Annotated in this window: 12 protein-coding genes; 10 read left to right on the top strand and 2 right to left on the bottom strand. The window is 64.3% G+C overall.

Annotated elements, in window-relative coordinates; translation table 11 throughout:
- The first annotated feature begins 67 nt into the window (after nt 1-67).
- On the top strand, nt 68-643 hold the full coding sequence (locus ABDW57_RS26475) for an SET domain-containing protein-lysine N-methyltransferase (protein ID WP_343733129.1): 576 nt from the start codon (nt 68-70) through the stop codon (nt 641-643).
- Here ABDW57_RS26475 and ABDW57_RS26470 read toward each other — a convergent pair.
- On the bottom strand, nt 561-3407 hold the full coding sequence (locus ABDW57_RS26470; RefSeq protein ID WP_343733128.1) for an EAL domain-containing protein: 2847 nt from the start codon (nt 3405-3407) through the stop codon (nt 561-563). The genes ABDW57_RS26475 and ABDW57_RS26470 overlap by 83 nt on opposite strands.
- 208 nt (nt 3408-3615) lie before the next feature.
- Nucleotides 3616-4278: a fused MFS/spermidine synthase gene (locus ABDW57_RS26465; protein ID WP_343733147.1), complete on the bottom strand. Its 663-nt coding sequence runs from the start codon at nt 4276-4278 to the stop codon at nt 3616-3618.
- 165 nt (nt 4279-4443) lie between these two features.
- Here ABDW57_RS26465 and ABDW57_RS26460 point away from each other — a divergent pair, with 165 nt between their 5' ends.
- The 9 genes from ABDW57_RS26460 to fdhD all read left to right on the top strand — a co-directional run bounded on the left by ABDW57_RS26460 (nt 4444) and on the right by fdhD (nt 13500).
- Nucleotides 4444-4719 carry a hypothetical protein gene (locus tag ABDW57_RS26460; RefSeq protein ID WP_176647357.1) on the top strand — a complete coding sequence of 92 codons (276 nt, stop codon included), beginning with the start codon at nt 4444-4446 and terminating at the stop codon, nt 4717-4719.
- Nucleotides 4720-4733: 14 nt separating this feature from the next.
- Nucleotides 4734-5903 (top strand): GGDEF domain-containing protein, encoded by a 1170-nt coding sequence (locus ABDW57_RS26455; protein ID WP_343733127.1) that lies wholly within the window; start codon nt 4734-4736, stop codon nt 5901-5903.
- A 70-nt stretch (nt 5904-5973) separates the two neighbouring features.
- The gene (locus tag ABDW57_RS26450) at nt 5974-7425 is read left to right on the top strand and encodes a Ppx/GppA phosphatase family protein (RefSeq protein ID WP_343733126.1); all 1452 of its coding nucleotides are present in this window, start codon (nt 5974-5976) and stop codon (nt 7423-7425) included.
- A 13-nt stretch (nt 7426-7438) separates the two neighbouring features.
- A complete protein-coding gene (locus tag ABDW57_RS26445; protein ID WP_343733125.1) occupies nt 7439-8212 on the top strand; it encodes a transporter substrate-binding domain-containing protein in 774 nt (257 codons plus the stop codon).
- A 46-nt stretch (nt 8213-8258) separates the two neighbouring features.
- Nucleotides 8259-10856: an ATP-binding protein gene (locus tag ABDW57_RS26440; protein WP_343733124.1), complete on the top strand. Its 2598-nt coding sequence runs from the start codon at nt 8259-8261 to the stop codon at nt 10854-10856.
- Entirely contained in the window at nt 10853-11230 is a 378-nt protein-coding gene (locus ABDW57_RS26435; RefSeq protein WP_343733123.1) for a response regulator, read from the top strand. The genes ABDW57_RS26440 and ABDW57_RS26435 overlap by 4 nt, the downstream gene beginning before the upstream one ends.
- Before the next feature lie 38 nt (nt 11231-11268).
- Nucleotides 11269-11769, top strand: coding sequence for a hypothetical protein (locus tag ABDW57_RS26430; protein ID WP_343733122.1), 501 nt, complete (start codon nt 11269-11271; stop codon nt 11767-11769).
- A 99-nt stretch (nt 11770-11868) separates the two neighbouring features.
- Nucleotides 11869-12639: a GNAT family N-acyltransferase gene (locus ABDW57_RS26425; protein ID WP_343733121.1), complete on the top strand. Its 771-nt coding sequence runs from the start codon at nt 11869-11871 to the stop codon at nt 12637-12639.
- Between the two features lie 57 nt (nt 12640-12696).
- Complete coding sequence (gene fdhD / locus ABDW57_RS26420; protein ID WP_343733120.1) at nt 12697-13500, top strand: formate dehydrogenase accessory sulfurtransferase FdhD; 804 nt, start codon at nt 12697-12699, stop codon at nt 13498-13500.
- The last annotated feature ends 288 nt before the right edge of the window (nt 13501-13788 follow it).

The following is a 13788-nucleotide window of genomic DNA, read 5'->3' as shown; positions in this document are numbered from 1 at the left end:
CGTGTTCCGATTGAATCCGCCAGGAGGCTGTGGTTTAATCAAAAGATCGTTGATCTTTTCGATAGCCATGTCCAGCCAGCCAGAAACTCAGCAAGACCAACCCGCATATCGCGTCGAACGCTCTTCGGTGCACGGCAATGGCGTGTTCGCGCAGCGCGATATCGCCCCCGGCGAGCGCATCATCGAATACGCCGGCCGCGAAATCACCTGGGACGAAGCGCAGATCCGCGCCGAGATCCAGGGCGGCCCGCATAACCATACCTTCTTCTTCAGCCTGGCCAACGGCAACGTCATCGACGGCGGCGATCATGGCAACGAGGCGCGCTTCATCAACCATTCCTGCGAGCCGAACTGCGAAGCCATCGAGGAAGAGGATGGCCGCATCTTCATCTACGCTCTGTATGACATCAAACAGGATGAGGAACTCAGCTATTCATATCCGCTGATTTACGAAGGCCGCCACACGCCGGCCATCAAGAAGGCGTTTGCCTGCCGCTGCGGCGCCGCCAACTGCACCGGCACCATGCTGGCGCCCAAGCCGCGCAAGCGCAAACCCAGGGTCAAGCCTGCGCCCCCGTTGTTTGCAGATCCCGTCCCTGCTTTAGCAGCTGTTCAAAGTCCGCAGCCGGCAGCGGCGGGCTGAAGTAATAGCCCTGGATTTCGTCACAGCCGTGGCGGCGCAGGTAGTCGACCTGGCTTGCGGTTTCCACGCCTTCGGCAATCACGCGCAGCTTGAGGTTGTGCGCCAGCGCGATGATCGACACCACAATGGCCGCCTCGTCTGCTTCGCTGATGTCGCTGACGAAGGAACGGTCGATCTTCAGCACGTCAATCGGGAAGTGCCGCAAATAGGAGAAGCTGGAATAGCCGGTGCCGAAGTCGTCGATCGATAGCGCCAGGCCCAGTGCCTTCAGCTTGTGCAGCAACTCCACTGCCTGCGCCACATCGTGCATGAACAGGCCTTCGGTCAGTTCGATGTCCAGGCAGGCGGGCGGCAGGCCGGTGTCCTGCAGCACCTGCGTGATCGAGCTCAGCAGTTGCGGCTCGCTGAACTGGCGCGGCGACAGGTTGACCGCGATGCGCAGCATGCCATGGCCGTCGTCGATCCAGCTGCGGGCCTGGGCGCAGGCCGTCTGCAGCACCCAGGCGCCGATCTCGACAATCAGCCCGGTTTCCTCGGCCAGGCCGATGAAGCGGTGCGGCGCCACCATGCCCAGTTCCGGATGTTGCCAGCGCAGCAGCGCCTCCATGCCGACCACGCGGCCGCTCTGCAAATCCACCTGCGGCTGGTAGTGCAGCACGAATTCCTGCCGCTCCAGCGCATTGCGCAGCGCGCTTTCGATGCGCAGCCGCTCGCGCGCCTCCTCGTTCATGGCCGGTTCGTAGAACTGGGTATTGTTGCGGCCCAGCTTCTTGGCGCGGTACATGGCAATGTCGGCGTGTTCGATCAGGCGCTGGGCCGAGGTGCCATCGGCGCCGTACACCGCCACCCCGATCGAGCAGGTGACAAAGAATTCCTTGCCCTCCAGCATGGCCGGCTGGGTCACGGCGCGCATGATGCGCTGGGCGATGTCGTGCGAGGCCTCTTCCGGGTACTCGCGCAGGATGGCGACAAACTCGTCGCCCGACAGCCGTGCCACCGTGTCGCTTTCGCGCACGCTGTCCTGCAGGCGCCGGGCCACGGTTTTCAGCAGCTGGTCGCCGGCCTTGTGGCCGAGGCTGTCGTTGACGAACTTAAAGCGGTCGAGGTCGATCAACATCACCCACAGCGGCTTGCCGCTGCGGTTGGCAAACGCCACCGCCTGCGCCAGCCGGTCCTGCAGCAGCACGCGGTTGGGCAGGCCGGTCAGCACATCATGATGGGCGATGTGCTGGATGCGCTGTTCGGCCTGTTTGCGCTCGGTAATCTCGGTGCCGGTGCCGCGATAGCCTTTGAACTTGCCTTCGCGGTCGAACACCGGTTCGCCGCTGGTGCTGAACCAGTGGATCTGGCCGTCGGTGCCGGGCAGGGAATATTCCAGGTTGGTGAAGGGCAGGTGGGCTTCCAGCGTGGCGCGGTGGTCGCGGCCCCAGCGGTTGTCCCACATGGCCGGGTGCAGTTCCCAGCGGGTCCGGCCCAGGAAGGCCTTGGGGTCCTGCTTGCCCTTGTCGAAAAAGCCGCCGGTGATGTTGGTGAAGCGGAATTGCTCATCCTGCTCCCAGTACCAGTCCGACGACAGGGCCAGCAGGCGGCGGAAGCGGTGTTCGCTTTCCTGCAGCGCTTCCTCGGTGCGCTTGCGGGCGGCCACGTCCTCGGCCAGCTTGTCGTGGCTGGCCTTGAGCGCCACGGTGCGCTCGTCGACCAGGCGCTGTACCCGCACCGAACGGCGCGCCAGCGAATTGACGAAGGCGGCGGTGAGCAGCGAGAACAGCAGGCCGCCGACCAGGGTCGACAGCGAACCCAGGTGGTGCGGCAGGAACGGGCGCGGCAGCGGCGTCACCTGCACGTGCCACGATTTGCCCGCCGCGCTGAAGGTGCGGGTGTAGGGCTGGCGATAATCGAACGCCAGCCAGCGTTGCAGCGGCAGCGGCGCCGGCGGCTCGTCGGTTTGCTGGCCGCGGCTGTAGACCAGGTTGGCCGGGCGAATGTCGTCGCCGATGTAGACCTGGACCAGCAGTTCACGGTCGTCCAGCAGGTCGGCCGCCAGCAGGATCTTCTGGATCAGCTCGGCAGAGCGTATCACCGCGCTGGTATTGCCGACCCAGGCCGCGCGCCGCTGCGCCACGGTGCTCAGTTCGGCGCCCGGTCGATAGACCGGCATCATCAGCACGAAACCCTTCTGGTCCGCGCTTTCCTGCTCCAGCCGCAACAGCTCGGTGGTGCGCGGCTGGGCATTGTCCACCGCCTCGCCAATGCTGTGGGCCATGGCGGGCAGGGAGGCCACGTCCAGCCCCAGGGCGGCCTCGTTGCCTTCCAGCGGCTCCAGATAATCCACGATGATGTGCTGGGCGCGGCTGCCCAGCGGCTGGCGGTTGGCGTCGTGCAGGCGGTAGTCCGGGTGTTGTTTCTGCGTTTCAGCCGCATGCCGGCGCGCGGTGGGGCCGTCCATCACGCGCTGGAAATTGAAAGCTTGCACAAACGGATAACGTTCCAGCAGCGGCCGGGTGAAGGCGGCAAATTGTTCGCGGTCGACCACGCCCACCGACTTGAACAGGGTGTTGATGATGGTGACCAGCTCCAGCGTATCGTCCATGCCACGGCGGATGGCGGCCGCGCGCATGTGGCCGCGCTGCTGGAAGCTCAGTTCCATCTTGCTGTATTCCAGCGCGCTGACAGCCACGAACAGCAAGCCGGTGACAGCAACGCCGGTCAGCAGCGTCAGGGTGGCCGCCAGCGAGATCCGGGATGACTTGCGGGGTGACGACATGACGCCCTTTCCGACGGGAAGATTGGCATGGCGCGGGCGGGTACTGGGGCCGCAGGGATGCTGCTAGTGTGTCACAAAACATGCTGTGACGACAGAGAACGTGCCAAATAACCACGCCCCGTCGTTCCGGCGCAGGCCGGAACCCGTAGAGCGCCCGCGCAGACGGGACGCATGCGTTCCATGGATGCCGGCCTGCGCCGGCATGACGTCAGAGCCAGCGCATTTTCAGCACAATCCAGTGCGCCAGCAGGCGGTTGAGCAGCGGCAGCGCCAGGCCGTGGGTACGCGCGACCTTCTGCTGCATGGCCAGCGCTGGCGAGGCGCCGCCGCCCTTGACCGCGAACAGGATGCGGTTGTTGCCGGCAATCCCGCGGAACCAGCAGATGCGGCCCTGGAAGGTCTGGCGCAGGCGGCGCAGCATGGCACCGTAGTGCGGATCGTAGCTGAAGATATTGGTCACCATCACGCCGCCGGGGCGCAGAGCACGGCGGCAATCGGCGTAGAAGCTGGCGCTGCCCAGCGCCGGCGGCAAGCCGTCGGCGTCAAAGCCGTCCACCAGCAGCACATCGGCACTATTGTCCAGCCGGGCCATGTACTCGACCGCATCGGCCTGGATCACGCGGAAGCGGGCATTGTCGCGCGGGATGGCAAATTGCTCGCGCAGGGCGATCACGTCCGGATTCAGCTCCAGCACGGTGATGCGGCACTGCGGCAAATAGCGGTAGCAGAACTTGGCCAGCGAGCCGCCGCCCAGCCCGACCATGACTATGTGCTCCGGCTGTGGGTGAAACAGCACAAAGCACATCATGGCGCGCGCGTAGCTGAGCACCAGGTCGTCCGGGCGCGACAGGCGCATCTCGCTTTGCACCATGCCGGGCTGGAACTCCAGCAGGCGCTTGTTGCCGTGCGTGCGGACTTGCGGGCGGGGCGTGGGAGGCGTCAAGTTGTGTTGTATTGTGGATTTACCTAGGGAATCATAGTAGCATGGCGTTAGCACAGGCCAGCCCCTCCGGCGGCCATCTTGGAGAGAGATACGATGTTTTTAGACCACCCTACGCTTACCGCCACCAACAGCTTCACCGAGCCGGACCGCCTGGAGCGCCTGACCCGGGTCTACGGCTACGTGGCGGCGCTGGCTGACCTGGCCGGCAAGCAGAGCTTTATTGAAAAAGTCAGCCAGCTGCACGACCACAAGGGCACCCTGATCGTATTCTGGCACGACAGCCCGACCGAGGATGAAAAGGCCTTCTTCGTGCAAGCCTGGTCCAGCAAAATGGGCGACGGCAGCACCAACGTGGAACACGAGGTCTGACCCCGGCTGCGGTCATGGATATAAAAACCTTGCAGTTGGCGCTGGCGCTGGGCAACTTCAGCCTGTGCGCGGCGCTGTTCTTTTTTGCGCAGGAGGCGCGCCGCAACGGCCAGGCCGGGCGCGTCCACGCCACCTGGGCCTGGGCCAAGCAGTGCCAGGCCGTGGCCTGGAGCTTGTTGTATTTCCGCGGCGTCCTGCCGGATTTCCTGACCATTCCATTTGCCAACGCGGTGCTGTTTGCCGGCTTTGCGCTGGACGCGGCCGCCCTGTGGGAGCAGGCCGGACGGCGCGTGTGGCGCTCGCACCTGCTGCCGGCGCTGGGCGCGGCGATCGGCATGTACGTGGGCGCCTGGCTGCTGCAGGCGCCGGCCGGCGGCCGCATCGCGATCGCCTCGCTGGCGGCGGCATTCTTCTTCCTGGCCGGCGCCGCCGCGCTGGGACGCGGCTGGCGCAACGGCACGCCGCTGCGGCGCTACCTGGTGGTGCTGATGCTGGCGCTGAGCGCGGCCGTGGCGGCGCGCGGCCTGTGGTCGCTGTTGCCGGAAGGCGTCAACGGCGTCAGCACGCTGATGGTGCAGGGCGTCGGCATCGGCGCCTTGTATCTCATGATGTTGGGCAACGCCTTCGGCTACCTGTTGCTGGCGCGCGAGCAGGCCGAGGCCGAGCTGGCGCGGCTGGAAGTGGTCGATCCGCTGACCGACGTGCCCAACCGGCGCGGCTTTTACCAGGCGCTGACGCCCTGGATCGCGCTGGCGCGCCGTCCCGGCATGCCGACCGCGCTGATCATCCTCAACCTGGACCAGTTCAAGCGCGTCAACGACAGTTACGGCCATCCGGCCGGCGACATGGTGCTGAAAGCCATGGTGGACGTGTGCAAGAAACAGCTGCGTGATTCCGACCAGATGGGCCGCCTGGGCGGCGCCGAGTTTGCCATCCTGCTGCCGCGCACCTCGCTGGAAGACGCCACCATGGTGGCCGAGCGCATCCGCAATGCGGTGGCGGCGCTGCCGGTCAAGGCTGAAAAAGCCATCATCAACATGACGGCCAGCCTGGGCGTGACCGTGATCCGCGCCGAGGACAGCAGCGTCAGCCTGTTCAAGCGCGCCGACGAGGCGCTGCAGGCGGCCAAGCAGGGCGGCCGCAACCGCGTGGTGGAGCTGAGTCATCAAGCTGTCACAAATTGAGCTTATCGTGCTTATAATGGTATAAATCGTTTAGTTTGATTTGTTTGATTTAGCGCGGAGCCTTCGAGATATGTATGCAGCAGTAGATTTAGGTTCCAACAGTTTCCGCCTCCACATCGGCAAGCATGATGGCGAGGCGATTCGCGTCCTCAAATCGGTGCGCGAGCCGATCCGGCTGGCGGCAGGGCTGGACAAGGACGGCAACCTGACCCCGGCCGCCATGCAGTCGGCCCTGAATTGCCTGAAAAACTTCCGCACCGTGCTGGCGGCCTACAAGCTGGACGCGGTGCGCGTGGTCGCCACCTCCGCCATGCGGGTGGCGCGCAATGCCAACGCCTTCCTGCCGGAGGCCGAACTGGCCATCGGCTACCCGATCGAGATCATCTCCGGCGAGGAAGAGGGCCGCCTGATCTACATGGGCGTGGCGCACGCGGTGGCGCTGCCCGGCGAGCGCCGGCTGGTGATCGACATCGGCGGCGGCTCCACCGAACTGATACTGGGGCGCGGGCAGGAGATTGAAAAGGTAGAATCGTTCAGCGTCGGCACGGTCAAGCAAAGCCTGTCGTTCTTCATCGGCGGGCGGGTGGACGGGCCGTCGTTTGAGGCGGCGGTGCTGTCGGCGCGCAGCCATTTCGAGGATGCGGCGCCGCCTTACCATCCGCAGTTCTGGAAACAGTGCTACGGTTCCTCCGGCACCGCGCGCACGATTGCCGACATCATCGTCAAGAACGGCCTGGGGCGCGAGGTCAACGCGCAGTCGCTGGAGGCGCTCAAGCAGCGCTTCATCGAATTTGGCCACGTCAGCAAGATCGACATGCCGGGCCTGAAGCCGGACCGCGCCTCGACCATCATCGGCGGGCTGGCGATCCTGATAGGCCTGGTGCGTGAGCTGGATATCCCGGTGGTGGTGCCGATCGAAGCGGGCCTGCGCATGGGCGTGATGTGGGACTTGCACCTGCGCTCCACCAAGCGTGACCGCCGCGAACAATCGGTGCAGGCCTGCGTGCAGCGCTTCCACGTCGATGAGCGCCGCGCCAACCGCGTGGCCGACGATGCGCTGGCGCTGTACGCCCAGACCAAGCCCAGCTCCGACCAGTACAGCCGCCACCTGTACTGGAGCGCGCTGCTGCACGAAATGGGCATGGTGGTCTCGCACACCGGCTACCACAAGCACGCCGCCTACATTATCGAAAACGCCGACCTGCCGGGCTTCACGGCCCGCGAGCAGCGCCTCATGAGCCGCCTGATCGTGGCCCACAAGGGCAATCTGCGCAAGGTGGCCGAGGTGCTGGGCGAGCCGGATTTTGCCAAGGCCATCGTGGCGCTGCGGCTGGCGGTGCTGTTCATGCACTCGCGGATCGATATCGACTTCACCCAGATCAAGCTGCGCTTCAAGAGCCGCATCGAGCTGGAAATCCGGCGCGAATGGGTGGCCGAGCATCCAACGCTGTCCTACTGGCTGGAGAAGGAGCAGGAGCAGTGGGATGAAGTCGGTGTAGACTTCGCTATCCGGACCAGTTGAAGAGGAAACCATCATGCGAAACAGGACGACATGCTTTTGCGCGAGCATAGCGCTCGTTCTGTCGCTGCCTGCCGCCGCCGCGCCCAGGGAAACCGTCACCCTGTGCTACGAGGCGCAGGACGTGCGGCCGTGGCGCACCGAAAAGGGCGGCGGCCTGAATTTCGAGCTGCTGAAAATCGTCGAGCAGCGGCTCGGCATCCGTTTCGATTTCCAGAGCATTCCGTGGAAGCGCTGCCTGGCGCAGTTGAAGGCCAATGCCGTTGATGGCGCGTTTGCCGTCAGCTACAAACCGGACCGGCGCGAGCTGGGCGAATATCCGGGCGGCGACAACATCGACGCCAGCAAGCGTATGCACACCGATACCTATGTGGTCCTGCGCCGCAAGGGCAGCAAGGTGGAATGGGATGGCAAGCATTTCAGTAACCTGGATGGCGCCGTCGGCTTCCAGCTGGGCTACTCGGTGGGCGATGTGCTGCGCGCGCAGAACCTGGAAGTGGACGAAGGCAGCCAACGCGCCGATGAACTGGCGCGCAAGCTGATCGCCGGCCGTCTGGCCGCGGCGGCGATGGGCGGCAGCGACGCCGCCGGCTTGATGCGCGGCCCGCTCGGGCCGCAGCTGGAGCAACTGCCGATCCCCCTCATCGAAAAACCGTACTTCCTGATCCTGTCGCACGCGCTGCTGGCCTCCAGGCCGCAACTGGCGGCCGGCATCTGGAGCGAAGTGGAAAAGGCGCGCAACAGCGCAGCCTACAAGAAGCTGGCGCAGGCCGAAGGAGTGCGCCATTAACGCGCCAGGCAAGCGGCCGGCCGACGGCGGCGGACCGCTATCGCAAGTGCGGCTGGCGTGGCGGCGCAATATCCTGCTGCGGCTGGGCTTTGGCATCTTCCTCGCGGTGGCGATTTCCACCGCCATCTACACCACCTATGTGATGCGCACCTTGCGCAGCGAGGCCGAACAGAATCTGCGCGAGCGCGCCGAGCGGCTGGCGGCGGTGCTGTCGCAGGCGCTGGCACGGCCGCTGTTCGACATCAACAGCGCGGCGGTGTCCAGCGTGGTCGACGCTTCCGGCGCCACGCCGGAGGTGCTGGTGCTGCGCGTGCTGGGGCCGAACGGCGCCGAGTTGGCCAGTTATGTGTCACCCATGAAGGAGCCGGTGTCGTCGATCCACGTGCGGCGCGAAATCCAGTTCAGCGACGCGCGCCGCAACTACCCGGTCGGCTCGATCGACCTGGCGTATTCGCGTCAGCAGATGGACCGCGATCTGCAGCGGCAGATCGTCAACACGGTGGCGGCCAACCTGCTGCTGGCGCTGGGCATCGTGCTGTCGATCTTTATCGTTGGCCGGCGCGCGGCGCGGCCGTTTGCCGACATCCGCATCGGACTGGAAAAGCTGACGCGCGGCGAGACCGATATCAAGCTGTCCGGCGTGGGGCGGGACGACCAGGTGGGGCGTCTGTCCGACGCCGTGCTGCGCTTCCGCGATACGCTGACGCGGCTGCGCGACGCCGAGCGCGAGCTGCGCGACCTGAATGCGGAACTGGAGCAGCGCATCAGCGCCCGCACGGCGGAACTGACGCGCAGCATGCAGATGGCGCGCGACAGCCAGGCCAAGCTGCAGGCCATTGTCGACACCGCGCTGGATGCGGTGGTGCGCATGGATGTGGAAGGGCGCATCGTCGGCTGGAACAAGCAGGCCGAGACCATCTTCGGCTGGACGCGCGAGGAAGCGCTGGGGCTGGAACTGGACAAGACCATCATTCCGCCGCGCTTCCGCTATGACCACAAGCGCGGCATGCAGCGTTACCTGACCGGCGGCAGCAGCGGCGTGCTCGATACCCGCATCGAGGTGTACGCCTTGCGCCGCAATGGCGAGGAATTCCCGATCGAGCTGGCGATCACGCAGGTAAAGATGGAGGAGCGCGACAGCTTTGAGTTCTGCGCCTTCATCCGCGACATCAGCGACCGCCGCGAGCGCGAGCAAAAGCTGGTGAACGCCAATGTAATGGCGGAAGCGGCCAATGTCGCCAAGTCCGAATTCCTGGCCAATATGAGCCACGAAATCCGCACGCCGATGAGCGCCGTGATCGGCATGGCCTACCTGGCGCTGCGCACCGAGCTGACCGCCAGGCAGCACGATTACATCAGCAAGATCCACCGCGCGGCGCTGACGCTGCTGGGCATCATCAACGACATCCTGGACTTCTCCAAGATCGAGGCCGGACGGCTGGAGGTGGAGTCGATCCCGTTCTCGCTGGAAGACGTGCTGGCCAACGTCAACAGCGTGACGGCGCAGCGCGCGGCCGACAAACACCTGACCTATGTCATCGACGTGGCGCCGGACGTGCCGCGCTACCTGGTGGGCGACCCGCTGCGGCTGGGACAAGTGTTGATCAACCTGGTGAACAACGCCGTCAAGTTCACGCTGGAGGGCAAGCTGGAATTGCGTTGCGCGCTGCGCGGCCGGCGCGACGACAAGGTGACGCTGCGCTTCACCGTAAGCGACACCGGCATCGGCATGACGCCGCAGCAGAAATCGCGCCTGTTCCGCGCCTTCAGCCAGGCCAATGGCTCGACCACGCGCCAGTATGGCGGCACCGGGCTGGGGCTGTCGATCTCGCAGCAGCTGGTGCGGCTGATGGGTGGGAATATCGAGGTGGAGAGCGAAGTGGATCATGGCTCCACCTTCGAGTTTGATCTGCCGTTTGCCTTGTCCGACCAGGCGGCGCTGGCGCAGCAGGCCAGCACGCAGCAGGCGCCGGTGGGCGACTTGAAGCTGGACGCCTCGCCGCGGCGCACCGCACGCGTACTGCTGGCCGAGGACAGCGCCGATAACCAGGACGTGACGCGCGCGCTGCTTGAATTGCAAGGACTGGACGTGGAAGTGGTGGGCAATGGCCGCGACGCGGTGGCGCGCCTGATCGAGGCCGGCCCGCGCGCCTACGATCTGGTGCTGATGGATCTGGGCATGCCGGAAATGGACGGTCACGAGGCCACCCGCCTGCTGCGCATCGACAGCCGCTTCAGCGAATTGCCGATCATTGCCGTGACCTCCAACGCGCTGGCCGGCATGCGGGCGCGCTGCCTGGAAGAGGGCATGCAGGACTACATCACCAAGCCGATCGACCCGCAACGCCTGTACAGCGTGTTGTCGCGCTGGCTGGGCATGTCGATGAAGGTGATCCCGCCGGTGCCGCCCTTGCCGGAATCGGCCGCGGACGGGGCCGATGCGCGGCAGGCGATGCTGGATCTGGCGGCGCTGCTGGCGGAATTCAGCGGCGAGAGCATGGATTACTTTGAACGCGCCCAGGGCGGCCTGGCCACCGTGCTGTCGCAGGCCGAGATGGGGCGGCTCAGGCACCACATGGAACAATATGAATTTCAGGCGGCCGGCAAGCTGCTGGCCGAAACCATAAGAAGACAGGAGACATGATGAGCAACACCAATCGCCCGACCGTTTTGATCGTTGACGACACGCCGGACAACATCACCTTGTTGTCCACGCTGTTGAAGGACAAGTACAACACCAAGGTGGCCACCAGCGGCGCCACGGCGCTGCAGATCGTGGCCTCGTCCAAGGTGGACCTGATCCTGCTCGACATCATGATGCCGGACGTGGATGGCATCGAGACCTGCCGCCGGCTCAAGGCTGATCCGGCCAGCGCCGCGATTCCGGTGGTGTTCCTGACCGCGAAAAGCCAGCAGGAGGACGAGGCATTGGGGCGCAGCGTGGGGGCGGCCGACTTTTTGCGCAAGCCGGTTAATCCAGATCAATTGTTTACCCGCGTAGCTGCTCAGCTAAAATGATATATACTGTTTATATTGTTGATTAAACTGGAGTGAGTATGGCCACCAAAGCAGCCCCGAAAACCACCGCAACCAAGACCGCCGCCAAGCCGGCAGCCGCAAAACCAGTCGTAAAGGCAGCGCCGAAAGCCGTCGCCAAAGCGGCGCCGAAAGCTGCCGCCAAACCAGCCAGCCGCGCCACTGCTGCCGCCAGGCCGGCCGCGCCGAAAGCTGCGCCTAAGGCGGCACCAAAGGCCGCGCCGAAAGCCGCTGCCAAGCCGAAGACCGCCCAAAAAGCTGCGCCAAAAGCCGCCCCGGTGGAAGCCAAAGTCAAAGCGCCGAAGGAAAAACTGGTCCGCGACAGCTTCACCATGCCGGAAGCCGAATATGCGGTGCTGGGCCAGGTGAAGAAAACCGCCCTGAAGGCCGGCTTCGAAGTGAAAAAGAGCGAGCTGCTGCGCGTTGGTGTCGCCCTGATCTCGCAAATCGACCTGGCCACCCTGAAAAAAGTGCTGGCCAGCCTGCCGCAGCTGAAGACTGGCCGTCCTAAAAAGGCCTGATTTAAAAACAACATGTCACGAAAATGACATTTCACTGTCATTTTCCTGAAGTATTCGCTGGTTACGCTTGCTTCGTCTTCCACAATAAAGGGATGAAGCATGCAAACCTCGATCATACAAGCGGACGTCCGGGCAGCGTCTGGCAAGCTGGTACTCAGTATGGCAAGCACGCCGGAAGAACTGCGCGAAGTGCAGCGCCTGCGCTACAAGGTATTCATCGAGTCCATGGGCCTGAGCGCGCTGCAAAACACCGACGGCCTGGATAGCGACGAATTTGACGAGCACTGCGATCACCTGATCGTGCGCGATGCGGACAGCCTGATGGTGGTTGGCACCTACCGCCTGCTGAACGCCACCCGCGCCCGCAAACTGGGCCGCCTGTACTCGGAAGGCGAGTTTGATCTGGGCCGCCTGAACAACATCCGTGGCCGCATCGTGGAAGCGGGCCGCGCCTGCATCCACCCAGACTACCGTGGCGGCAGCGTCATCATGCTGCTGTGGTCCGGCCTGGCCGAATACATGCGCCGCGAGAACGCCGAGTTCCTGGTCGGCTGCGCCAGCATCTCGCTGGCCGATGGCGGTCACAATGCGGTCGCCGTGTATCAGCAACTGGCGGCAAAAAACCTGGCGCCGATCGAATACCGCGTAACCCCGCACCTGCCGTTCCCGTTCTCGAAACTGGAAGCGGCGCAGAAGCCGCAAGTGCCGGCGCTGTTGAAAGGCTATATGCGCTCGGGCGCGTGGATCTGCGGCGAACCGGCGTGGGATCCGGATTTCGAAAGTGCCGATCTGTTCCTGCTGATGCCGCTGGCGAATCTGGACGCGCGCTACGCCCGCCACTACGGCGTCGGCGAACTGCAGGCGGCTTGAACGCGCATGCCCGGCCCCGTGTAGAATAAGGCGTTGTGCTTAATCTGCGGGGCTGTGATGAAGTTGGAACTGGAGTCGGGCAAGGCTGGTTATCAGGAGCGCCAGGTAATACGCCATCGCGGTGCCGATGCCGCTCGCACCATCGACCGCGTTATCGAAGAAATGCCGGTAGCGCTGGTATTCAATGGCATCTCGCATGCCGTCATGATGGTCACACCGCGTGACTTGCAACCGTTTGCCATGGGCTTTGCGCTGACCGAAGGACTGGTGGCGCGCGCCGCCGACGTCTTTGATATCGAAGTGCGCGAGCATGCGCGCAGCTTTGAGATCGAAGTCACCATCGCGACCGAAGATTTCGTGCAGCTCAAGCAGCAGCGCCGTTCGATGGCGGGGCGCAGCGGTTGCGGCGTATGCGGCATCGAAAGCCTTGCGCTGCTGGACCTGCAGCCGCAACGCATCGACGCGGCGCCGCTGCCGGGGGCAGTGCAGCCAGCCATCGCCCGCGCGGCGTCAGAACTGGGGCAGTATCAGGAACTGCAGCGTGCCACTGGCGGCGTGCACGCGGCGGCGTGGTGCAGCGCCGACGGCGCCGTAGTAAAAGTATGCGAAGACGTGGGCCGCCACAACGCCCTCGATAAACTGATCGGCCACCTGGCGCTGGCAAGCGTCGACATGCGGCGGGGCTTCGTCTTCATGTCCAGCCGCGCCAGCTACGAGCTGGTACGCAAAGCGGCGCGCATGAACATCCCCATGCTGGCGACCATCTCCGCACCCAGCACCCTTGCGATCGACATCGCCACCGAAGCCGGCATCAAACTGTTGAGCTTCTGCCGCCACGACGGCTGCGTCGAATACACCTAGCCCAATTCGGGGTCAGCTCTGACATTCGGACAGTCGCAATCAACATTTGATGCATATCAAGACGACGAGTTCAGATCGTTCGGACCCATCCGTAACGCAAATTGCTATTTTTCTGCACCAATAATTAGAGAAACGCGTTGATATTTCTCAAAAGTGGTGCCTGCGTGTCCGAATGTCAGAGCTCGTATATTGAACATGCCGCGTCACCCTTGGATAATCAAGGTGCAGAAGTGGTCAGGCAGGGAGATGCCGATCAGAGTCTGGGCCATTGAGCCCGTGGGTCAGATA

This window comes from Duganella sp., from assembly GCF_039595735.1.
In the GTDB taxonomy this organism is placed as follows: domain Bacteria; phylum Pseudomonadota; class Gammaproteobacteria; order Burkholderiales; family Burkholderiaceae_D; genus Rugamonas.
This window is presented reverse-complemented; position numbering and strand designations above follow the sequence as displayed.